Here is a 20,858-nt window from a genome sequence, read left to right as displayed (position 1 = left end):
TCAGATTTGCTTGAGTGGAATGGTTGATGTTTCGCGTCGCTTGATTCCGCCTTCGCCATAGCGGGTTCTGACGTAATCCTCGACGATGGACTGGAATTCTTCGACCACATGCTCGCCCTTGAGCGTGACGGTTTTTTCACCATCGACATACACCGGGCAGACCGGGACTTCACCAGTGCCGGGCAGGCTGATGCCGATATCGGCGAGTTTTGATTCACCGGGGCCGTTGACCACACAGCCCATCACGGCAACCTTGAGATCTTCGACTCCCGGGTATTGCAGGCGCCAGACCGGCATTTGCTCGCGCAGGAAAGCCTGAATGCTTTGGGCAAGTTCCTGGAAAACGGTCGAAGTCGTACGGCCGCATCCTGGACAGGCCGTCACCAACGGGGTAAACGAACGCAGGCCCATGGTCTGCAGGATTTCCTGCGCCACCACGACCTCGCGCGTGCGATCGCCACCGGGTTCCGGAGTCAGCGACACGCGGATGGTGTCACCAATTCCCTCCTGCAGCAACACCGCAAGCGCTGCGGTGGACGCCACAATACCTTTCGAGCCCATGCCGGCTTCGGTCAACCCCAGATGCAGGGCGTAATTGCACCGCTTGGCCAGATCGCGATAAACCGCAATCAGATCCTGTACATGCGAAACCTTGCACGACAAGATGATCTGATCCGCGCGCATGCCCCAGCCAATCGCCTGCTCGGCGGAATCGAGCGCCGAGCGAATCAATGCCTCCCGCATCACGGCATCGACCGGCAAGGGTTGGGATGATCGGGCATTCTCGTCCATCAGGCGCACAACCATCGCTTGATCGAGCGATCCCCAATTCACGCCAATACGCACCGGTTTGTCGTACTTGACTGCCTGTTCGATCATGAAGCCGAACTTTTCGTCACGCTTGCTGCCCTTGCCAACATTTCCGGGATTGATGCGGTACTTGGCCAGCGCCACCGCACAATCCGGGTAATCGCGCAGCAAACGATCACCGTTGAAATGGAAATCACCCACCAGCGGCACATCGCAACCCAACTGATCCAGCCGATTGCGGATATTGGCAACCTGTGCGGCGGCTTCCGGGCTATTCACGGTGATACGCACCACCTCGGAACCAGCCCGCCACAGTTCATATACCTGCTTGACCGTAGCATCCAGGTCAGCCGTATCCGTATTGGTCATCGATTGCACCAGCACCGGATGCTCGCTGCCCACGAGATGCGGGCCGATGCGAACCTGATGGGTGGCACGTCTTGGAATAGGAGAAAAAGTCATGACTATCCAGTTACTTGAGTTCTAACGTTGCAACATCGGCCCGGGTATGGGGAGCCAGATCCACGGGCTGGCCACGATAGAAAAGGCGCGTTTGTGGCGCATTGCCGATTTTGATCCGGTACGGTGGTTCACCCGAAACAGTCTGTTCCATACCCTGGCGCATCAGTTGCGAAACCAGCGTCTGCCCCTTGGCATCCACGATCTGTACCCAGCTATCGAATGCCACGGTCACGCGAACTGCGGCAAAACTGGCTGGCTGTACCACTGAAGCAACAGCCTGAGGGGCTTGTATCATGATGGCCGGCTGCGATGCCCCCACCGGCACGCTGGCCATCTCCGGCAGGGGACTACTTGCCTGCTCGATTTCCGGCATCACATCCGATGCCTCGCTGACCAAAACCATAGAGTCCACTGCACTCGCGACATCCGGTGCGGGTACCGGCATGGCTGTCATCGACATATCCGGCTCTGGTGGTCGCTGCAGGTACCAGAACACCCCACCGACACCAATCATCAGTCCCAGCGCTGACGCCAGCAAAAGCGGCCAGTTCCGGACTTGCCGGCCTGGCATCGCAGCAGAAGCCAGGGCCGTGGCATCTCCGACATATGGCATGGCCGCCTGCACACGCTCTGCCGGAAGGAAAGCGGCAAGCTTGTCCAGCAAGGGCCGGGAATCGACACCCAGCAGACGAGCATAATTGCGCACGAAACCGCGTACGAATGTATTGCCGGGCAGGGAATCGAACTCATCGGATTCGATCGCATTCAACTGCCGAGCCGTCAACTTCAGGCGCTCGGCAACTTCTTCGATGGACAGGCCGCTCGATTCTCGTGCAGACCGCAGGGTCTGGCCGACCGATAATTCGACGAGATCGGAATCAGATGGTGGATGGGTACTATCACTCATGATCAGTCATATTGCTCTGCAAGCAATCGGGAAGTTTCCAATGAATTGGGATGACGCTGCTGCAACAGCTCGGCGTAACGACGTTCGCTCTCTTTGCTGCCCAGCTTGCGCTCTACGCGAACTGCCAGCCACAAATCGGCAGCGCTTGGATTGGCCTGCCTGGCCAGCATCAGTGCATACGTGCGGGCCTGGGTGATTTCCCCTTGTTTCAGCAATAAGGAGGCAAGAAAAAACCTGGCCTGATTGCTTGCCGGCTGCATGCGCAAGGCGCGCTCATAATAACTCTTTGCCTCGCTATCCCATTTGCCTGCCTCGGCACAAATACCGGCGGCAACCAGCGTCTTGTCCGGTGTGGCATACAAGGGATCACGCAAGGCCTGCAGATAATGATCTATCCCCTGCCGCCACTCGCCACGATCACACAGGAAATAGCCATAGTTGTGGTGAAAATCTGGATTGCGTGGTGCCAACTCAAGCGCTTTCTGGAAATAACGTCGCGCCTGGGCATCCTCGCGTATTTCCATATTGATCAGGGCCAGCATGCTATAAGCCGGCGCATAGACACCATTGATCGCCACAGCCTTCTGCGCTTCTTCCATCGCCACGCCATATTGATTGCGCTTGAAGTATTCGGCCGCCAATCGTGTACGCACGGCAGCACGCTCATCGCTGCTGGCATTTTCCACAGGCACTTGCTGGCAGGCCATCACGGCCAGTGACAGCAACGCAATCAGACTTGTCCGACCCGGTTTCATGCGCCCTCTCTTTTGGCAAAGGTAATGGTCTGCGCAGTCAATGCAGCCTTTTCCTTGCGACGCGTACGATCCTGCACTTTCCCGGCCAATTGGCCGCATGCTGCATCGATATCATCGCCGCGCACCTTGCGCACGGTCACCACGTAACCGGCCTCGATCAGAATATCGCGAAAAGTCATGATGGCGTCGCGCCCGGAACGCTCGTAGCCGGCATCAGGAAACGGATTGAATGGAATCAGATTGAACTTGCACGGCACACTGCGGACCAGCCGGGCCAGTTCCCGCGCATGTTCCGGCTGATCATTCACCCCGGCCAGCATGATGTATTCAAATGTGATGAAATCGCGCGGTGCCTTTTCCAGATAACGTTGACATGCCGCCAACAGTTCCTTGAGCGGATACTTGCGGTTGATCGGCACGATCCGATCGCGGATGGTATCGTTGGGCGCGTGCAGGCTGATAGCCAACGCCACCGGGCAATCCTCACGCAGGCGATCGATCGCCGGCACCAACCCTGAGGTTGACAGCGTTACGCGACGACGTGACAAACCATAGGCATTGTCGTCCAGCATCAGCCGCAAGGCAGCAACAACGTTGTCGTAATTGGCGAGCGGTTCGCCCATCCCCATCAGAACGACATTGGAAACCACGCGTCCGCTCTCATTGGCGGCATCACCCAGGCGTGCTGCCGCGGCATTCAGGCGATTATTTGCCCACCACAGCTGGCCGATGATCTCGCCCGTGGTCAGGTTACGATTGAACCCCTGGCGTGCCGTGGAGCAAAATGTGCAATCCAGAGCACAACCGACCTGGCTCGACACACACAAGGTACCGCGATCGTCTTCCGGGATAAAAACAGTCTCAACACCATTGGCAGCACCAACATCGAGCAGCCACTTGTAGGTCCCATCGGAAGCAACCTGCTCAGCCAGCATGGCCGGCACCCGAACTTCCGCCTGCATGGCCAATTTCTGGCGAAAAGGTTTGGCGATGTCGGTCATCGCTTCAAAATCCGACACCCCGCGCTGGTGAATCCATTTCAGCAACTGCTTGGCGCGAAATGGCTTCTCACCCATTTCCGCAACGAAACGGGCGAGCTGTTCGGCATCAAAATCCAGCAAATTGACCGGCATCAGTATCTTCTCAATGTAAAGCTATTTCGCTTTGTGCAAAAAACCATGCAATTTCAATCGCGGCATTTTCCGGGCTATCCGAGCCATGCACCGCATTGGCCTGAATCGACTTGGCAAAATCTGCGCGCAACGTACCCGGCGCGGCCTTCTTCGGGTCGGTCGACCCCATCAGCTCCCGGTATCGGGCGATGGCATTTTCGCCTTCCAGCACCTGGATCATCACGGGCCCGGACTGCATGAACTGCACCAGCTCGCCAAAGAAGGGACGATCGCGATGCACTGCATAAAAACCTTCAGCCTCGGCTTGCGACAGCCGTTTCATTCTTGCGGCTACGATCTTGAGCCCATTCTGTTCAAATCGTTCATAAATCTTGCCAATCTGATTATCCGCCACCGCATCGGGCTTGATAATCGAGAGCGTGCGCTCAATCGCCATAGGTATCTCCAGTTATTTTTGATTTTGTTGATATTATTTATGGTCAGGCGGCGGCTGCCGCCAGATCCCCTGCCCCGGTACATCATGATGACCTGATAACTACCGGGCAAGCCGTGCATTATAACAAACAACCAGACATGCCAATGAACGACGCACTCGACCCCATTCTGCAGCAGGAAGAACAGCGCAAACTGCGCACGCAACTGATCTGGCGACTGGGAATCGCCGCACTGCTGGTGGCCGGCGTTGTGGGCACCCTGTTCTGGCTGGATCAGGATCGAAATCCGCCCCCCAGACTATCGGTAACCAACACGCCTTCGCCGACAGTTTCTGCATCCACGCCACAGGAAATCACATCGCATGTACAGGCGTCCGCGGCCGATAACATTTCCTCAGCGGCTGCATCGATACCTAGTGACAGCATGAACGAAACCGCTTCCACAGCGATGGCTGCAGCTTCGGCACCCGCCATAGCAAATCAAGCGATCAACCCGCCGGCTAATGTTCGCGAAGCAACAACCTCGCCCGCGCCGCCCACCCCTGCTACTGCGATGCAATCGCCAGCCAAACCAGCACCAACAGCTCCACCCAAATCAGTCCAACCACAACAGCAAAATCCACAGACTGCGGCCAAGCCATCGCCAGCAACGCCAGCAAATGGCTATACCTTGCAGGCGGGCGCTTTCCTGCATGCCAGCAATGCAGAAAAACTGCTACTGCAGGTTCAGCGTGCCGGCATTCCCGTCTATCTGGAGACACGCGTACAAATCGGTCCATTCCGGACTAAAGCGGAAGCAGAAGCTGCCTTGTTCAAACTGCGAAAACTGGGCATCGATCCCGTCCTCCGGACGGAGTAGCTCGCCAAAAATGGAAATATGTTCGATAAATGAATCAGACTCGGTTTTTTAACCGGGTCTGCACTACTTGAAACAGGTCCACGTTACTGCAGGAGAGAGACATGTCCAACAAATACACCGAAGGCGCTGCAAACGTTCTGCTGCATTTGCATCCTGCTACTGAAAAAACCGGGCATGACCTGCACACCGAACACAGCAAACCGCAATCCTGCCCCGAATGCAACGCAGGGGAAGATGACATCGTCACCAATGAATTGCCCACCCATCACATCGAATTCACCTGTCGCTGCCTGAAATGTGGCTTCGAATGGATGCCCAACTCAGACGATTGAATCGATCCACACCAACAACCGCTCAAGTACCTTATCGCGATACACATCCAGCATCATGGCATGACCGCTGTGCTCGATCATCACCGGCTCGACAGCAAGCGCACTGGCACTGGCCCAGACATCCGTCACCGGAATGATTTTGTCACTGCCGGCCCCCAGAACCAGTGCCGGCAAGGTGGGCAGCGCCCACATGCGCCACGGTTGTGGCAGCAGCATTTCCGAGAGTGCCCGCAGCGATTCGCGCTGGGCACTGTGCGCAAATGTGGACAAATCAGCCCATGGCATGTCATCGGAAAAAAGCAGATTGCCGATCATCGCCGGTTCCGGATGCTGCACATGACCCAGTTCGAAATTTTTCAGCTGCATCAACAACTGGGAATGGAACATGGCCATGAAGCAGGCAGATCCCGTGAGACCATAGGGTGGCACGCTGGCCAGCAAAGCCAAGCCGGCCGCCTGCCCGCCTCGCGATAAAAAACGTTGCGCAATATAGCCGCCCATGGAATGCGCAACCAGCAGCGGCCGCGCTGGCAACCTTTCCGCGGACTGGAACAGATCCGTCACATAATCATCAACCGACCAGCTATCAAGCTTATCCCGTCCCGCGCTGCCCCCATGGCCGCGAAAGCTCAAGGCATAGGACTCGATCCCGGCAGCAGCCAGCGCTTGCATGAAGGGCTGCCAGCACCAGGCCCCTGCATAAGCGCCATGCAGGAACAATACCGGTGGCAAACGCCTGCACTGAACGGGTTTGAAGTGAAGCAATTCCAGTTCTGGCTGAATCATGATTCCCGTATTTGTTGCGGACTGCTACGATGGATAGGAAAAGGAGGCCATGCCATGCCATATGTCAGGCGAGACCAGAATGGGCAAGTTTCCGCCCTGTTGCAAGCCCCGGAAATTGACGCTCAGGAATTTCTGCCTTCAAACCACCCGGAGATCGCCAATTTTCTGGGCGAATCGCCGGAAGCAGCGATATTCAGCCAGCTGGACGATGATCTGATCCGCGTACTGGAAGATCTGATCGACGTACTGATCAACAAGAACGTTCTCAGGCTGACCGACCTGCCCGAAGCAGCCCGTGAAAAACTGCTTTCGCGCAAAAGCCTGCGCCAGCATCTCGGCCAGCACCGGCTGGATAATCTGCTGGATTCGGATCAAGGCCTGATCTGACCTTCACCACAGCGGACGAGTAATTCTCACGCCTGCGGCACGGCCGCCAGACAACCTTGCAGCAACCTCCAGAACCGGTCTACAGAACTGATTTCCACCTTTTCGTCCGGGGAATGCGCATCCTTGATGACGGGCCCGAACGAAACCATTTCGACATCGGGATATTTGGCACCAATCAAGCCACACTCTAGCCCGGCATGGATCACTTTGATCGCAGGCTCCAGCCCGAACTGTGCCCGGTATACTCCCTGCGCCACCTGCAACGCCCGCGAGGTCAAATCTGGCTGCCAACCCGGATATGCCCCGCTGCGTTCGGACTGAACACCAGCCAGGCGGGCACAGGATTCTATCGCGACAGCCAATTCATCAGCCCCCGAATCAGTCAGCGAACGCACCATCAACACCACCTCCAATTCGGTATCGAAGCTGATCACGCCCAGATTGTTCGAGGATTCCACCACCCCCGGCACCTGCCGGCTCCAGCGACGCACGCCATGCGGCAAGGCTGCGAGCAAATCAAGGATGGTCTGGGTATCGCTTGCCCGCGACATGCTGCTCTCGCTTGCCAAACCCACCCGCAGGCAGATGCTGTCTTCCACGCAGGCATAATCTTCGGAATAGCGCGCCTGGAATGCGCGAACCTGGGCATCGAGAATGCTCTCGTCACAAGCCGGTATCGCCACAATGGCAGAAGCCTCTCGCGGCAGCGCATTGCGAACGGTGCCGCCATTGAAGGACACCAGACGCAAATCAGTTTGCCGGCACGTATGCTGCAGCAATCTCGCCAGCAAGCGAATCGCATTGGCACGCTCCAGATGGATATCGCAGCCGGAATGCCCGCCCCTGAGCCCGCTGATACTTACTTCACGTAGCACGAATGCCGCCGAAACGGGCTCCCGGCCGACATGGCGGCGCAGCGTGACATCGATCCCGCCCGCACAGCCCACATACAACTCGCCCCAGTCTTCGGTATCGAGGTTAAACAGCAGCTTGCCTTGCAGGAATCCGGACTGCAGTGCGCGCGCACCCGACATGCCAGCCTCCTCATCCACCGTCAGCAAAACTTCAAGCGGCCCGTGTGCTATAGCATCCGACTCAAGCACTGCCAGCGCTGCCGCCACGCCAATACCATTATCAGCACCGAGCGTGGTTCCGCGCGCCTTAACCCATCCGTCATGGATCTCGGGCAAAATCGGATCCGTGGCAAAAACATGCGGGTTGTCATGGTTCTTCTGGCAAACCATATCGAGATGTGCCTGCAGGACAACGCCAACCCGATCATCCATGCCTGCAGTGGCGGGCTTGCGAATGATCAGATTGCCGCCATCATCGACCAGATGATCCAAGCCACGGGATACTGCCCAGGACTGCAAGGCTGCGCGCAGCGCCGCCTCCTGGCCAGACGGTCGCGGATGGGAACACAGCGTGAAAAAGTGATGCCAGACGGGATGTGCGGACAGTTCTGCCAGATTCATGAATACCTCTGCGCCAATGACCACAGCCAGTTGCTGCGGCGCGATTGTTCTTTGCGGAATCGCATGCTGCCACCGCCACTACAAATGTTCAATTGGCAGAACTCATGCACTACAAAATTGATGTCAGGACACAACAGCATCCCGACCACCTCCAGCAATCAAAGAAAAGACCATAACCCATTGATGGAATATCCTATTTTCCTTGTTGACATCCCACCTCGCCGGTAATATTACCCGCCGTCTCAAGCCGTTTTTTGTATTGTCGACAAAGCTGCCATGCCAATCATGCCGTATTGTCGAGCTTCGCTTTGATTACACCAGACCTGAAAATGCCAGAATCACCATTGACCACCACCGCGGATTCCGACTTCTACTACCGGGGGGTACCCGACTACATGACCGAAGTCTATGACTGGGCTTATGTCGATCCGGCCTGGGTACGCCAGCTGGATCGCAACATCGTCGTGCGCACCCTGCTGTTTGGCAACGATCAACGCCTGATGCAAGCCTATCTGCAAGAGATCGAACCTGGCATGCGTATCTGGCAGATTGCCCACGTCTATGGTGATCTGGTCCGTCGTGCGGCACAAACAACGGGAGCCAGCGGAGCATTCCATCTGACGGATATCACGCCGATACAGGTGGAGCACGGCAAAGGGAAACTTGCCGACCTGCCCTGGGCCAGGGTAATCCGGCACGATGCGGCGACTTTTGCCGGAGAAGTGGATGATTACGATCTAATTTGCAGCTTTTTCCTGCTGCATGAAGTACCGGACGAGAAAAAGCGCCAGATTCTGAACCACCTGCTGGCCAAACTTCCCCGACATGGCAAACTGATTCTGGTCGACTATCATCGTCCGGCCTGGTGGCAGCCGATTCGCTGGATTCTGAAAATCGTCAACGCCTGGCTGGAGCCGTTTGCCGATGCGCTCTGGCAGCATGAGCTTTCCCACTACGCCAGCCATCCCGAACAGTTTGTCTGGCGCAAGCGCACCATCTTCGGCGGGGTTTATCAGATCGTGGTCGTCACACACCAACCGGAATAACCAGCGATACGCAGCCGCCCATCTGGATCAACCGTTCAAATCGGAATGGTTGATCCAGCCATCACAGCCAGCGCACCAGCGCGTAGACCACGAAACTCACACAGATTGCCAGCAGGGTCTTGCGCGTCGCGAACGCCACCAGACCCGCAACCAGCGTACCGATCAGGTAGGCGTTATCCAGACTCAATTCCACCTCGCCACCTGGCGCCAAGGCCATGGGCGCGATCAGGGCGGTCAGCACCGCAGCAGGCACATAATGCAGCGCCCGGCGCAACACTGGCGGAAACTCGATACGATGGCCAAACACCAGAAAACTGGCACGTACCGGAAACGTTACCAGCGCCATGCCCAGTATGATCAGCCAGTGATTCATGATCTGCCCTTGCCTTTTTTCAACCAATATTCCGCCAGCAATCCAGCCGCAACTCCGGCAAACGCGGCACACATCAGATCCAGTTTGTAGGGCATGCCACGCAGCAGCAAAGCGGTACTGCCGGCCATCACTGCGGCAGCCAGTACCGCGTACTGGCGCAACTGCGGGGCGACAATGGCAGCGAATGTAGCCAGCATGGCAAAATCCAGTCCCCAGCTTTCCACCCCGGGAATGCTCTTGCCAATCAGGATACCGATACCACTCCAGAACACCCAGTTCAGGTACATACCCAACGAGGATCCCAGCTGATACCACTGGGCACCATCACTCCCGTGTTCGCGAAACCGGTGTTCCACCACGGCAAAGGTTTCATCGGTCAGCCAGAACGACAGCAACCAGCGCCAGGCTGCCGGCCAATGCTTGGCATAGGGTTGCAGCGTGGCACTATAGAGTGCGTGGCGCAGGTTGACGATCAAGGTGGTCAGCCAGATCACTGGCGCCGCCGCACCGGCCGCGATCAAGGACACGCCAACGAATTGCGAAGAACCGGCAAACACAAACAAGGACATGCCCAGCGCAGCCCAGACCGACATGCCGGCCGATGCGGCAAGCGTGCCGAAAATAAGGCCGAACGGACCTGCACCCACCAGCATCGGTACGGTATCGCGCAGGCCCGCAAGCATCAGCGTGCGGGGAGTATTCATTCGGGCAGGATAGCGGTTTCTGATTGGAGGACGCAGTCCGGGACAACCCTGATGTGATTGAGGAGTTGCGCCAACACTTCCACCCCGCGCCGGATTTCATCAGGGTTGGAGTGGCTGAAATTCAGGCGCAGGGCTGAGTATTCAGGCTCCCCGGCAAAGAAGGCATCTCCCGGCATGAAAACCAGCCCGCGCTCGATAGCCGCATGCAACAAGGCAGTGCCATCGATGCGTTCGTGCAGGCGCAGCCAGAAAAACAGGCCGCCCTTGGGAACCACCCAGTCCGCCATGCCGGACAGATGCTGCATCAGCGCAGCCTGCATGGCATCGCGGCGCTGGCGATACAGTGGCAGATTGCGTGCCACATGCGCTTCAACCATGCCCTGCTGCAATGCCTGCAACACGATGTGCTGACTCAGGCGGTTGCTGTGCAGATCTGCGGCCTGCTTGAGCTTGAGCAAGGCCGGATACAGTGCCGGGTGGGCAACCAGAAATCCCAGTCGCAATCCTGGCGAGAGGGTTTTGGAAAATGAACCCTGATATACCCAGCATGCATCCTTCAAATGCGAAACCAGCGGTGCGGGTGCCGGCTCATCAAAACTCAGGTCACGATACGGGTCATCTTCAAACACCACCAGCTCTCGCGCATCGCAGATCGATGCCAGCTCGGCTCGCCGCGCGACCGAGGTGCAACGACCGGTCGGATTCTGGAAGGTCGGGGTAAAGTAGGCCAGGCGTGCATCGGGTGCGGCAGCCAGCGCATCGGGCAATGCACCGTCATCATCCTGCGCAACACCATGCATGTCCGCACCAAACAGGCGAAATACCTGTAATGCCGCCAGGTAGGCCGGCGATTCGACCAGGATACGGTCACCCTCCTCCACCAGCAACTTGGCCATAAGATCGATACCCTGCTGCGATCCGTTCAGGATCAGCACCTGCTGCGCCGAACAGGGCAGGCCCAACTGGCTGACGCGCTGCGCCACCCACTCGCGCAACGCCGGCTCGCCTTCGCTCATGCCGTATTGCCAGATCGAATCCGGCAACGCATTCAGATCAATGCCGGCATCCTGCGCCCGAAACAGGCCTTCTTCTGCAGGCAGACCACCGGCAAATGAAATCATGCCAGGCTGGGTAGCCAGCGCCAGGATATCGCGCACCAGCGACGAAGTCAGCCGGTCAATGCGTTTTGCCAACATGGTCAGCACTCCAATTTAGTCAATTATATTGACGTATATATTTTCATTCCTCTGGTAGAATGTCAACCATGAACAAGAAAAACGACCGACTCTACTCTGCGCAGGAACTGCTTTTTTACGGTTATCGCGCGTTTACTGCGTTGCCGGATGAAATGCTGGCAAAGCGTGGCTTGGCACGCGTCCACCACCGCATCATCTACTTCGTCGGACGAGATCCCGGCCTGTCAGTCAACAAGCTGCTGTCCAAACTGGGCGTCAGCAAGCAGGCACTCAACGCACCGCTGCGCAGGCTGCAGGAGCTTGGCCTGATTGCTGCGGAACTGTCCGAAAACGACCGGCGCGTGAAATGCCTGACGCTCACAGTGGAAGGACTCAAACTCGATGCAGAACTCTGCGCCAGCCAGCACAAATTGTTGACCAATATTTTCAACATCTGTGGCCAGGAAGCCGAAACCGGCTGGCGCATGGTGATGACTGCGTTGGCCAATAGCGAAAAGGGTCAACGCCAGTAAGAATCGATGCGCCCCATCTATTGAAAAGGCCGCCTGTCTTGCGACGTGCGGCCTTTTTACATCCACTGGCAATGGATCAGGACTCCAGATCGGATGACCAGCCATCCGGTCGGACCAAGGCATTGTCAAAGCGCGAATACTGGCCCATGAACACCAGTGGCACCTTGCCGGTCGGGCCGTTACGGTGTTTGCCAACAATGCATTCGGCCAGACCTTTGAACTGGGAATCCGGGTTGTAATACTCGTCGCGGTACATGAACATGATCAAGTCGGCATCCTGCTCGATCGCGCCCGATTCTCGCAAGTCCGACATCATCGGGCGCTTGTCGGTACGCTGCTCAACCGAACGTGAAAGCTGCGACAGCGCGATGATGGGTACCTGCAACTCTTTGGCCAGCGATTTCATGCCACGCGAGATTTCGCCCAGTTCGGTCGCCCGGTTCTGGTCGCGCGCACCGGCCCGGCCGGCCATAAGCTGCAGATAGTCGATCACGATCAAACCCAGCTGGCCACCGCACTGCCGGGCCAGTCGCCGCGCCTTGGTACGGATATCAAGCGCGGTCAACGCACCGGTTTCCTCAATGAAAATCGGCGCCTCGGAGAGCTTGCTCACCGCATGCGTGAGCCTGGTCCAGTCTTCATCTTCAAAACGACCGGTTTTCAATTTATGCATGTCGATCTTGCCGATCGAACCCACCATCCGCATGCCAAGCTGGGCCGCGCCCATTTCCATCGAGAATACCGCCACAGGCAGTTTTTGCTCGGTAGCCACATGCTCGGCAATGTTAATCGAAAATGCGGTTTTTCCCATCGACGGGCGACCCGCGACAATGATCAGATCGCCTTTCTGCAAACCAGAGGTCATGCGATCCAGATCGATAAACCCGGTGGCAATGCCAGTCACCTCGCTCGGATTGTCCTGCTGGTACAGATGATCGATACGCTCGACGATCTCCTTGAGAATCGGCGGCATTGGAATGAACCCCTTCTGCCCGCGCGAGGATTGCTCGGCGATGCTGAACACCCTGCTTTCCGCCTCATCCAGTAGATCGCTTGCCTCTCGTCCACCAGGATTGTAGGCAGCATCGGCAATCTCGGTCGCGACACTGGCCAGCTGGCGCATCACCGATTTCTCGCGCACGATCTCGGCGTAGCGTCGGATATTGGCAGCTGACGGCGTGTTCTGCGCCAGCGAGCCCAGATAAGCCAGCCCACCAACATAGGAAAGCTCGTTGGTCGAATCGAGCGCTTCGGCCACCGTAATCACATCGGCGGGGCGATTGTGCTCAATCAGGTTGCAAATGGCGTAAAAGATGCGTCGATGATCGTCACGATAAAAATCGTCTTTCGTGATGACATCGGCGATCTTGTCAAACGATGGATTGTCGAGCAGCAAGCCACCCAGTACGGATTGCTCGGCCTCCACCGAATGCGGCGGCAAGCGGTAGTTTTCGTATTGCGCCCCTTCAGGCTGGGCGGTAGGATGCTCGGTCATTTTCATCAATTGTGGCGGGCTTCAAGGCCGGCCATTTTACGCTGCCCGCCCATGCATTGCATCCGCAAGTCCGTGCTCGCCCATTATTCCGCCGAACAGATGTACGATCTGGTTGATCGCGTGGAAGACTATCCGCGCTTTTTACCCTGGTGTGGCGGCGTGGATGTCCATGAACGCAGCGAGACGCTGCTTGATGCCACCCTGCATATTCATTTCCTGGGGATTCGCTCACACTTTCGCACACGCGATCTGCGCGGACCTGGCCGCCTGGACATGCAACTGGTGGATGGGCCGTTCAAGCGGCTGGAAGGCTACTGGCATTTTATTCCGCTGATGGAAGATGCCTGCAAGGTGGAATTCGTGCTCGAATACGAGTTTTCCAGCCGCACGCTCGAAGCACTGATCGGCCCGGTTTTCGACAAGATCACCCGCTCGTTTGTGGATGCCTTCATCAACGAAGCCGAACGCCGTCACGGCGCCTGAATCACATTCGGAGTTTTCAGTCATGCAAGAACAGATCCTGGTCGAAGTCGCATACGCCCACAACGACCGCCAGAAGCTCGTTACCGTCAAGCTGGCGCCCGGCAGTACGGCCGAAGAAGCCATTCGCCGCTCCGGCATCCTGAATGACTTCCCGGAAATCGATCTGGCCATCCACAAGATCGGCATCTTTTCGAAAGCCTGCAAACTTGATACAGCCTTGCGCGACAAGGATCGCGTGGAAATCTATCGTCCGCTGATTGCCGATCCGAAAGAGGTACGCCGGCAACGCGCAGCGGAAGGCAAGGTCATGAAAAAAGGCGGCGGCACCGCTGAGGGCTGACCACCGCCTGTCTTGCCTGGCATTGACGGATCAGGGGCAGAAACGCCCGATCGCTTTGTCCGCCTCGGCAATTTCGGCGTCACGCTTCTGCGGGTTCATGAACTCTACTTCGCCCTTTTCGTTGACGGTCTTCATCAACTGCCCCGTCTGCAAGAACGCTTTGCGCGCACGTGCCTGCTGACACAGTTTGGGATCTTTTTCAGCAGGGGCAGACGCTACAGGTTCTGCTGCAGCTTCTGAAGCCGACTTGGTCCCGATCGGAGGCGCTTTCGGCGTGGCAATCGCGGAAACCGGCTGCTCGCTGGCATGCATCGGCATTTGCGTGACTTTCCCGCCAGCCGGTGGTGGTGTATCGGAATAATGAATACGCCCGTCTGCATCCTTCCATTTATACACTTGCCCAGCCAGCACCGTGCCGGCCAGCAACAGGGTTAACCAAGCCCATTTTGCCGATTTCATGTTCGCATCCTTTTGTCTATGGCCAGCCTCGAGGCTGATCAGGCGTTGGGCGTATCCGGCCCGGTCTCCGGGCGATTGTCGTCTTTCGGCGGTGCCGGTGCAACGTAGCTTGCAGCCAGTACCAACAATGCCACACCAATCAGGGAAATTGTCCAGGCGATGGTTCCGACACTGCGCAGATCAATCAGCAGCAATTTTGCACCGACAGCGCACAACAGGCTGAAACCGGCAAACCAGCGCGCGCGGCTAGCATAGCGCTGTGCCTGCCACATCAGCAGCAGCGCCAAGGCTGTCCACACCAGGGCCAGACCCGTTGCAGCCTCTGGTACACTCAACAGTGATATCACGCCGAAGCGCGCGCCAAACCAGGCTGCGGCCACACGTGCCGGCAGCATGCTGAGCCAGACAAATCCGCATCCCCAGACCAGATGATGGCCCCATTGCACGACCTTGGACCGATTCCAGCGATAAACACTATAAAGTGCGAGCAATTGCACGCCGTCAAACACCGAAAACAGCGGGAAATACGTCGTGGACGCTATATTGCCAGCCACCGTCAGGCTCACCCAAACGGAACCCAACAAGGTCAAGCAGGCAATGGGCAAGGCAATCGTAACCGCATACAGCTGCGGCCAGGAAGTCACGGGCCAGCGCGGCCAGCGCTGACAAAACAGCAAGGCAAGCGCAAAAACGGGCAGTGCAAACAGATATTGGCCATGACGAGACAATGCAAGCATCTCCTGCGCGCGCCAGACAGCCTCGCTGGCCAGTATGGCCAGGGTCAATCCAAACTGCAATGGATGCATGAAGGTCGAGGCAATGCCCGCCAGAGCATCCTGCCGCCAGCGTAGAAGCCAGCTCACTGTCAACGCCAGCAGCCATGCCCACCCTGCCATCCCGACCAACGCATGTCCCCATATCCCCCAGGCTTGGATCAACCCGCCCAGCAATAGCAGGTTGAGCCAACCGGTTACCCTGCGTGCATCTTGCCAGCGCAACACGACGCCTGCAGCTTCAAGCACCAGAACGGTCACCGCCCAGTGCACCAAGGCGGCCACCAGCGCATTTTTTTGATCCACGATGAAGAGATCGATTTCACGCCAGCCGGTCGCAAACCACCACAGCAAGGACCAGCCAAGCATGACATGCATCCATATGGTCTGATCCTTGGCCTGGCGGGCAAACCGTGCCAATAGCCATGCACTGGCCATGCCGGCCAGTGCGATCAACCCGGCACTCAGGCAGGGCGTATTCATCACGGGCAGCGTCGCGGTCATGAATCCCAGCTCGGTCAAGAGATAAAAACCGGCCAATCCCTGCAAGCCAAGACCAGCCAATTTGCCAAGGCGGGAACGATACTTCAGCGCCACGGCCAGACCTGCCGCACCTTCGATCGCCCACAGACCGGCACTGGGCGCCACATCCAGCGCAAAGGGTATCGCACCGGTCAACATGCCTATCGCCAAGCCGAGAAAGGCAGTCGGTAGCCAATCCTGCCGACTGCGCATCCCCAGCCACAGCAGCAGATAGCCGCCGCCCGCCAGCGCGGCACTGATCGCAAAACCATAACGCCATGGCTGCACCAGGCTGTACTGCAAAGCCAGAAACAACACCGGCACACCAAACGTCAGTGTGGCGTCCGACGCCTGCAGCGTGAAACGACGCGTCACCCACAACGGCCAAGCGCCATACAACACAAAAAACGCCAACAGGAATGCTTGCGTACTGGCATAGTCGGTCGGTTCATAGCGCCTCCAAGCCCAGGACAAGCCAATCACAAAAGTGAAAACCATGCCGGCAATCGCCAATACCCGCCAGCCACGCTCAGCCGCCGCCGCAACCAAGGCAATACCAAGCAGCAGATAGAAGGAAAAAAGCAGGACATGATTGTCCTGACCGGTCGAGGCCAGAATGGGCGCCAGAAAACCACCGGCCGAGCCGAAAAGTGCCAAGACTTGGGTTGATTGCAGCAGTGCCAATGTCACGCACGCAGCTGCCAATACAACAAATGCAGCGAATGCCGGACCAGCCGAAATCCATCCCCAACGCGAGAGCATGAAAAAAATGATCAGATAGAGAATGGCAAAGCCACTCCCCTGCAGCGCATCGGCAAACCGAGGTCGCTCGGTACGCTGCTGCCAGCCGAATGCCACCATCGTGATCGCCACACTCGCTGCGAGCATCACGCGCAAGGGCAAAGGGAACCAGCCATGCTCAACCGCCAGCTTGAAAGCCGAGGCAAACCCGAAGAAAAGCAGGATGGCGCCAATTTTGGCCAAGGGGTTGCCGGACAGGAGCCTGGTCTGCCATCGCGGCCGTTCCACCTCTGCAACGGGAGGAGTAACGGGGGATTCATCCGACGTAATGGCTGTAGGCGCATGCTCGACCATCTCAGGCATGGTCAGCACCTTCGGTGCAACTTCCGGTACTACGCTGTCAACCGTTTCATCAAAAGCCGGGGCAGATTCAAACGATGCGGACTGATCGATTTGCGATCCGGCCTGAGTCGGGCTGGTAGCATCAAGGCGATCAAGACGCTGCTGCAATGCGCGGATGCGCTCGCCATAGTGCCCCTCCTCGAACAGCACATGCAAAGCCTTGAGCCGTTCGCCGAGCAGCTCGATCTGCTTTTCCTGCCGCATGACTCGCAGCACGAGATAACCCAGGAGTGCGCCGACAACAGCGCCGGCAAACTCATGAATCAAGCCTCCCAGCACAGCACCAATCAGCACACCCAGTAGCGGTTCCATTTTCAATCACCCAGCCAGGACTGGCGCAAGTTGGCAATTGCTGCTTCGGCATCGCCGGATCGCATCCCCCAGGTATCGGCTTCTTGCTGCCGGGGAGTGATTTCGCAACGCATCAGTTCGTCGCGCCGGAAAAAATGCAGATGTCTCTTCTTGCCGGCGCTGCAGCGTGACAATTGTGTTTCGAAATTGCCTGGGGTAACGCGCAAGTCATCCAGCGCCAGCAGCACATCACCCGCAGCAAGCCCTGCTTTTTCTGCTGCACTTTGGCTCAAAACATGCGTGACTTTCAGATATCCATTTTCCGCACCAGTACGAATGCCCAGCGTCAATCCAGGCTTGGGAGGATTGTCCACCCACCCGCCTTTGTCACCGCTCCCCGCCGCGACACGCAGCTGTGTCTCCACCCCGAATTGCGCCAGCAGCTCAGCCAGTGGTAGCTCCTTGGTCGAGCGCAGACCCTGCTCAAAAAAATCGCCCAGATCGACCCCGGCCACTTCCTGTGCAATTTGCTCCCATTCTTGCTCACCCACGCCTTGTCCGCGCGCATCGAATTGTTTGCCGAACCGTTGCCATAGTGCATGCATGATGTCATCGAGGCTTTTTGCGCCACCGCTCTTTTGTCGAATGGAAAGATCGAGTGCAAGTGCCAGCAGCGATCCTTTTATGTAATAACTGACCAGGCTGTTCGGGCTGTTTTCATCCTGACGATAATATTTGACCCAGGCATCCAGACTGGCTTCTTCCAGCGTTTGCAGGGTGCGGCCCGGATTGCGCTGGACACTGGTCATGGCCTGTGCCAATAGATCGAGGTATTCCTGCGGCGTAATCAGCCCCGTGCGACGCAAGAATAGATCATCGTAGTACGAGGTGATGCCTTCAAATGCCCACAACAAACGCGTATAGCCTTCCTGATCCAGCGTATAGGGGGCAAATGCAGCGGGCTTGATCCGCTTTACATTCCAGGTATGGAAATACTCGTGACTGACCAAACCCAGGAATTGGCGATATCCGGGCTTCATCTCTGGCTCGTGTTCGAGCGGCAGATCATCACGTGAACAGATCAAGGCCGTGGAAGCCCGGTGCTCCAGCCCGCCATAGCCATCTCCTATAGCCAGCGTCAGGAAAACATAGCGATCAAATGGTGCAGGCTCACCGAAAAAACGTATCTGTGCCTCGCAGATTTTCTTGATATCGCGTTTCAGTCGTTTCATATCGGCATGGTGACGGCCGGCGATGACCAGCTCATGCGGCACGCCACAGGCCTTGAAACCAATACGGGAAAACTCGCCCATCTCAACCGGGTGATCAATCAGCTCGTCATAGTTCGCGGCCCGATAGCCGCCAAAGCCCCACGGTTTTGCATCAGAACGCGTAAGCGAAGTCGCAACTTCCCAATCATGCAAAACCTTGTCTGCCGGTTTCGCGATGACCACCTCGCACGGTGCGTCCTCCTGCCCATGGACCGCCAGGAAAACGCTGGTGCCGTTGAAAAAACCGCGTGTCTGATCCAGAAAAGCGCCGCGCACGGAAAGATCATTGGCATACACCAGATATCGCAGTGAAACGGATCCTTCGACAGGCTCAAGGCGCCACCGCATCTTGTCGAGCTTGGTGATGACCAGTTCCCGTTTTCCACTGCTAGCCGTGATCGCAACGATATGCCGGGCAAACTCCCGGATCAGATAACTGCCAGGTATCCAGGTTGGCAACCAGAAAACCTGTCCGGCAGGATCCGGCGTATCCAACGATAGTGTGACCTGGAACAGATGAGCTTCGGGTGAAACAGGCTGGATGTGATAGCGAATCGTCATTACAAAACCTTGCGAGGAATTGAGAAACAGGGAGTCACCCCCGATCAATTGCACATAAATTACAATTTATTTAATATAATCTTTCCGAATCAGTCATCACAAAAGCCCTGATCAGCCCATCCATGACTACACCACTGTACGTTCAATCATCCAGACAAGACCACGCCCTGGAATCCAGCCTGCGATTTTTCCCTGATACCGAAATGCATCATAAGGACACCCGCTTGCCACAAAACCCGGCGCTGCGTGATACATATTGGCTGATGCCGGCTATCTGGAGCCTGCTGACTGTTTCGGATGGTTTCATGATAGGCAACCCAGAACCAAACCTGTGGCTGATCCGATTATTTCCGCTGCTCATGCTGGCACTGTTGCCGCTGATGCCCCATGGTGCCGGCCACGCCATCCGTAATCGCCACTGGTGGCATTGTGCCACCCTGCTATTGGCTGCATGCGGCCAAGCCATGATTACAGCCCATCATCACTCTGCAGACAATCAGGTTTATTTTTACCTGCAATGGCTGTTGTTCATCATGGCAAGCGGTTTGTCGCTGACCATTCCATTTCAGCTATCCACGATAACCTCTGTCATCAGTTGCTTACTCTACGGTATTGCCAGCGGCCATTTCCGCCAAATACGGGAACAAGCAGATTTCGCAGCGGCTTACCCAGTATTGATGATGCTGGCATTGATATTGGTAATGCTGGGCACCAAACGATGTCAGGAATTGCGTTTGCGTATCAGCCATGCCCGTGCAACATTGGAATCGATCAAGCGACAACAACTTGAAGAGACCAACAAACAACTGCTTTGTCAGGTCGCACGCGACACGCTGACTGGTGCCTATAACCGACGGGCACTGGATAAAGCCTATTCGCGGCTCTGGCGACACGCAGCACGCACACAACGCCCGATATCCATATTGTTCATCGATGTGGATTATTTCAAGCAATACAACGACACATACGGTCACGCCGCCGGTGATCGCTGCCTGATCGGATTAGCTGAATTACTGCAGGACATTGCAAAACGCCCGCTGGATTTTGTGGCTCGCTTTGGCGGTGAAGAGTTTGTCATCATCCTGCCAGATACTCGACCGGTTCAAGCAGGAATCTATGCGGAAAAAATTCGTGCACGCATTGCGGCAACGCAACTCCCGCATCTAGGCAGCCCGGAAGGGAAACTGACTGTCAGCATTGGTTCAGCAGGAGGAATTCCACACAGTACCGATCAGCAAAACCTGTATCTTGATCAGGCCGACCAAGCGCTTTACCTGGCAAAAAAACAAGGGCGCAACCGGGTTGCCCATTACCCGCAGCAGATCCAAACACAAGCGATTTGACCACCA

The 20,858-nt window shown here is 56.9% G+C and carries 22 protein-coding genes; 8 read left to right on the top strand and 14 right to left on the bottom strand.

All coding sequences use genetic code 11. The annotated features are described in order from the left end of the window. The 5 genes from ispG to ndk are packed head-to-tail and all read right to left on the bottom strand — an operon-like array spanning position 1 to position 4,503. A complete protein-coding gene (gene ispG / locus AC0KVQ_RS10715) occupies positions 1-1,272 on the bottom strand; it encodes a flavodoxin-dependent (E)-4-hydroxy-3-methylbut-2-enyl-diphosphate synthase (protein ID WP_473421154.1) in 1,272 nt (423 codons plus the stop codon). 10 nt (positions 1,273-1,282) lie between these two features. Continuing rightward, positions 1,283-2,179 (bottom strand): RodZ domain-containing protein, encoded by an 897-nt coding sequence (locus tag AC0KVQ_RS10710; protein WP_473421153.1) that lies wholly within the window; start codon positions 2,177-2,179, stop codon positions 1,283-1,285. Between the two features lie 2 nt (positions 2,180-2,181). Continuing rightward, positions 2,182-2,934: a type IV pilus biogenesis/stability protein PilW gene (gene pilW / locus AC0KVQ_RS10705; protein ID WP_473421152.1), complete on the bottom strand. Its 753-nt coding sequence runs from the start codon at positions 2,932-2,934 to the stop codon at positions 2,182-2,184. Further along, positions 2,931-4,067, bottom strand: coding sequence for a dual-specificity RNA methyltransferase RlmN (gene rlmN / locus AC0KVQ_RS10700; protein ID WP_473421151.1), 1,137 nt, complete (start codon positions 4,065-4,067; stop codon positions 2,931-2,933). Before rlmN ends, pilW begins: the two co-directional genes overlap by 4 nt. A 10-nt stretch (positions 4,068-4,077) precedes the next feature. Beyond that, positions 4,078-4,503, bottom strand: a complete 426-nt coding sequence (gene ndk / locus AC0KVQ_RS10695) for a nucleoside-diphosphate kinase (protein WP_473421150.1) — start codon at positions 4,501-4,503, stop codon at positions 4,078-4,080. A 143-nt stretch (positions 4,504-4,646) separates the two neighbouring features. Between ndk and AC0KVQ_RS10690 the strand changes: the two genes are divergently transcribed. Continuing rightward, complete coding sequence (locus tag AC0KVQ_RS10690) at positions 4,647-5,360, top strand: SPOR domain-containing protein (RefSeq protein WP_473421149.1); 714 nt, start codon at positions 4,647-4,649, stop codon at positions 5,358-5,360. Positions 5,361-5,461: 101 nt separating this feature from the next. Continuing rightward, complete coding sequence (locus tag AC0KVQ_RS10685) at positions 5,462-5,692, top strand: hypothetical protein (protein ID WP_473421148.1); 231 nt, start codon at positions 5,462-5,464, stop codon at positions 5,690-5,692. Here AC0KVQ_RS10685 and AC0KVQ_RS10680 read toward each other — a convergent pair. After that, entirely contained in the window at positions 5,681-6,478 is a 798-nt protein-coding gene (locus AC0KVQ_RS10680; protein WP_473421147.1) for an alpha/beta hydrolase, read from the bottom strand. The two genes, AC0KVQ_RS10685 and AC0KVQ_RS10680, sit on opposite strands and share 12 nt — an antisense overlap. Positions 6,479-6,532: 54 nt before the next feature. Between AC0KVQ_RS10680 and AC0KVQ_RS10675 the strand changes: the two genes are divergently transcribed. Next, positions 6,533-6,865 (top strand): hypothetical protein, encoded by a 333-nt coding sequence (locus tag AC0KVQ_RS10675; RefSeq protein ID WP_473421146.1) that lies wholly within the window; start codon positions 6,533-6,535, stop codon positions 6,863-6,865. A gap of 26 nt (positions 6,866-6,891) precedes the next feature. Here AC0KVQ_RS10675 and AC0KVQ_RS10670 read toward each other — a convergent pair whose 3' ends face one another. After that, complete coding sequence (locus tag AC0KVQ_RS10670; protein WP_473421145.1) at positions 6,892-8,340, bottom strand: aminoacyl-histidine dipeptidase; 1,449 nt, start codon at positions 8,338-8,340, stop codon at positions 6,892-6,894. 329 nt (positions 8,341-8,669) lie between these two features. Between AC0KVQ_RS10670 and rquA the strand changes: the two genes are divergently transcribed. Next, on the top strand, positions 8,670-9,386 hold the full coding sequence (gene rquA, locus AC0KVQ_RS10665; protein ID WP_473421144.1) for a rhodoquinone biosynthesis methyltransferase RquA: 717 nt from the start codon (positions 8,670-8,672) through the stop codon (positions 9,384-9,386). 61 nt (positions 9,387-9,447) lie between these two features. Here rquA and AC0KVQ_RS10660 read toward each other — a convergent pair whose 3' ends face one another. From AC0KVQ_RS10660 to AC0KVQ_RS10650, 3 genes are read right to left on the bottom strand one after another with little or no spacing between them, the layout of a single operon-like run. Continuing rightward, a complete protein-coding gene (locus AC0KVQ_RS10660; protein ID WP_473421143.1) occupies positions 9,448-9,759 on the bottom strand; it encodes an AzlD domain-containing protein in 312 nt (103 codons plus the stop codon). Then, complete coding sequence (locus tag AC0KVQ_RS10655; RefSeq protein ID WP_473421142.1) at positions 9,756-10,463, bottom strand: AzlC family ABC transporter permease; 708 nt, start codon at positions 10,461-10,463, stop codon at positions 9,756-9,758. The genes AC0KVQ_RS10660 and AC0KVQ_RS10655 overlap by 4 nt, the downstream gene beginning before the upstream one ends. Then, positions 10,460-11,659, bottom strand: coding sequence for an aminotransferase-like domain-containing protein (locus AC0KVQ_RS10650; protein WP_473421141.1), 1,200 nt, complete (start codon positions 11,657-11,659; stop codon positions 10,460-10,462). Before AC0KVQ_RS10650 ends, AC0KVQ_RS10655 begins: the two co-directional genes overlap by 4 nt. A 68-nt stretch (positions 11,660-11,727) precedes the next feature. Between AC0KVQ_RS10650 and AC0KVQ_RS10645 the strand changes: the two genes are divergently transcribed. Further along, entirely contained in the window at positions 11,728-12,171 is a 444-nt protein-coding gene (locus tag AC0KVQ_RS10645; protein ID WP_473421140.1) for a MarR family winged helix-turn-helix transcriptional regulator, read from the top strand. Between the two features lie 76 nt (positions 12,172-12,247). Here AC0KVQ_RS10645 and dnaB read toward each other — a convergent pair whose 3' ends face one another. Then, positions 12,248-13,666: a replicative DNA helicase gene (gene dnaB, locus AC0KVQ_RS10640; RefSeq protein ID WP_473421139.1), complete on the bottom strand. Its 1,419-nt coding sequence runs from the start codon at positions 13,664-13,666 to the stop codon at positions 12,248-12,250. A 51-nt stretch (positions 13,667-13,717) separates the two neighbouring features. Between dnaB and AC0KVQ_RS10635 the strand changes: the two genes are divergently transcribed. Together AC0KVQ_RS10635 and AC0KVQ_RS10630 are read left to right on the top strand one after the other, a co-directional pair. Beyond that, positions 13,718-14,149, top strand: coding sequence for a type II toxin-antitoxin system RatA family toxin (locus AC0KVQ_RS10635; protein ID WP_473421138.1), 432 nt, complete (start codon positions 13,718-13,720; stop codon positions 14,147-14,149). Positions 14,150-14,171: 22 nt separating this feature from the next. Then, positions 14,172-14,489: an RnfH family protein gene (locus AC0KVQ_RS10630; RefSeq protein WP_473421137.1), complete on the top strand. Its 318-nt coding sequence runs from the start codon at positions 14,172-14,174 to the stop codon at positions 14,487-14,489. Between the two features lie 30 nt (positions 14,490-14,519). Here the strand turns inward: AC0KVQ_RS10630 and AC0KVQ_RS10625 are convergent, their stop codons facing one another. The 3 genes from AC0KVQ_RS10625 to AC0KVQ_RS10615 are packed head-to-tail and all read right to left on the bottom strand — an operon-like array spanning position 14,520 to position 19,509. Continuing rightward, positions 14,520-14,948, bottom strand: a complete 429-nt coding sequence (locus AC0KVQ_RS10625; protein ID WP_473421136.1) for a DUF4124 domain-containing protein — start codon at positions 14,946-14,948, stop codon at positions 14,520-14,522. 38 nt (positions 14,949-14,986) lie between these two features. Then, on the bottom strand, positions 14,987-17,698 hold the full coding sequence (locus AC0KVQ_RS10620; RefSeq protein ID WP_473421135.1) for a DUF2339 domain-containing protein: 2,712 nt from the start codon (positions 17,696-17,698) through the stop codon (positions 14,987-14,989). Between the two features lie 2 nt (positions 17,699-17,700). Next, positions 17,701-19,509 carry a M61 family metallopeptidase gene (locus tag AC0KVQ_RS10615; protein ID WP_473421134.1) on the bottom strand — a complete coding sequence of 603 codons (1,809 nt, stop codon included), beginning with the start codon at positions 19,507-19,509 and terminating at the stop codon, positions 17,701-17,703. Between the two features lie 122 nt (positions 19,510-19,631). Between AC0KVQ_RS10615 and AC0KVQ_RS10610 the strand changes: the two genes are divergently transcribed. Further along, positions 19,632-20,852, top strand: coding sequence for a GGDEF domain-containing protein (locus AC0KVQ_RS10610; RefSeq protein WP_473421133.1), 1,221 nt, complete (start codon positions 19,632-19,634; stop codon positions 20,850-20,852). Positions 20,853-20,858: the final 6 nt, after the last annotated feature.

The sequence above is a fragment of the Formivibrio sp. oc-25 genome (assembly GCF_055810895.1).
The sequence above is the reverse complement of the archived record's forward strand: the minus strand, read 5'-3'. Positions and strand labels throughout refer to the sequence as shown.

Bases quoted from the DNA above. Each gene is read 5' to 3' on its own strand.
- ispG (WP_473421154.1), bottom strand. From the start codon at position 1,272: ATGACTTTTTCTCCTATTCCAAGACGTGCCACCCATCAGGTTCGCATC.
- AC0KVQ_RS10710 (WP_473421153.1), bottom strand. From the start codon at position 2,179: ATGAGTGATAGTACCCATCCACCATCTGATTCCGATCTCGTCGAATTA.
- pilW (WP_473421152.1), bottom strand. From the start codon at position 2,934: ATGAAACCGGGTCGGACAAGTCTGATTGCGTTGCTGTCACTGGCCGTG.
- rlmN (WP_473421151.1), bottom strand. From the start codon at position 4,067: ATGCCGGTCAATTTGCTGGATTTTGATGCCGAACAGCTCGCCCGTTTC.
- ndk (WP_473421150.1), bottom strand. From the start codon at position 4,503: ATGGCGATTGAGCGCACGCTCTCGATTATCAAGCCCGATGCGGTGGCG.
- AC0KVQ_RS10690 (WP_473421149.1), top strand. From the start codon at position 4,647: ATGAACGACGCACTCGACCCCATTCTGCAGCAGGAAGAACAGCGCAAA.
- AC0KVQ_RS10685 (WP_473421148.1), top strand. From the start codon at position 5,462: ATGTCCAACAAATACACCGAAGGCGCTGCAAACGTTCTGCTGCATTTG.
- AC0KVQ_RS10680 (WP_473421147.1), bottom strand. From the start codon at position 6,478: ATGATTCAGCCAGAACTGGAATTGCTTCACTTCAAACCCGTTCAGTGC.
- AC0KVQ_RS10675 (WP_473421146.1), top strand. From the start codon at position 6,533: ATGCCATATGTCAGGCGAGACCAGAATGGGCAAGTTTCCGCCCTGTTG.
- AC0KVQ_RS10670 (WP_473421145.1), bottom strand. From the start codon at position 8,340: ATGAATCTGGCAGAACTGTCCGCACATCCCGTCTGGCATCACTTTTTC.
- rquA (WP_473421144.1), top strand. From the start codon at position 8,670: ATGCCAGAATCACCATTGACCACCACCGCGGATTCCGACTTCTACTAC.
- AC0KVQ_RS10660 (WP_473421143.1), bottom strand. From the start codon at position 9,759: ATGAATCACTGGCTGATCATACTGGGCATGGCGCTGGTAACGTTTCCG.
- AC0KVQ_RS10655 (WP_473421142.1), bottom strand. From the start codon at position 10,463: ATGAATACTCCCCGCACGCTGATGCTTGCGGGCCTGCGCGATACCGTA.
- AC0KVQ_RS10650 (WP_473421141.1), bottom strand. From the start codon at position 11,659: ATGTTGGCAAAACGCATTGACCGGCTGACTTCGTCGCTGGTGCGCGAT.
- AC0KVQ_RS10645 (WP_473421140.1), top strand. From the start codon at position 11,728: ATGAACAAGAAAAACGACCGACTCTACTCTGCGCAGGAACTGCTTTTT.
- dnaB (WP_473421139.1), bottom strand. From the start codon at position 13,666: ATGACCGAGCATCCTACCGCCCAGCCTGAAGGGGCGCAATACGAAAAC.
- AC0KVQ_RS10635 (WP_473421138.1), top strand. From the start codon at position 13,718: ATGCATTGCATCCGCAAGTCCGTGCTCGCCCATTATTCCGCCGAACAG.
- AC0KVQ_RS10630 (WP_473421137.1), top strand. From the start codon at position 14,172: ATGCAAGAACAGATCCTGGTCGAAGTCGCATACGCCCACAACGACCGC.
- AC0KVQ_RS10625 (WP_473421136.1), bottom strand. From the start codon at position 14,948: ATGAAATCGGCAAAATGGGCTTGGTTAACCCTGTTGCTGGCCGGCACG.
- AC0KVQ_RS10620 (WP_473421135.1), bottom strand. From the start codon at position 17,698: ATGGAACCGCTACTGGGTGTGCTGATTGGTGCTGTGCTGGGAGGCTTG.
- AC0KVQ_RS10615 (WP_473421134.1), bottom strand. From the start codon at position 19,509: ATGACGATTCGCTATCACATCCAGCCTGTTTCACCCGAAGCTCATCTG.
- AC0KVQ_RS10610 (WP_473421133.1), top strand. From the start codon at position 19,632: ATGACTACACCACTGTACGTTCAATCATCCAGACAAGACCACGCCCTG.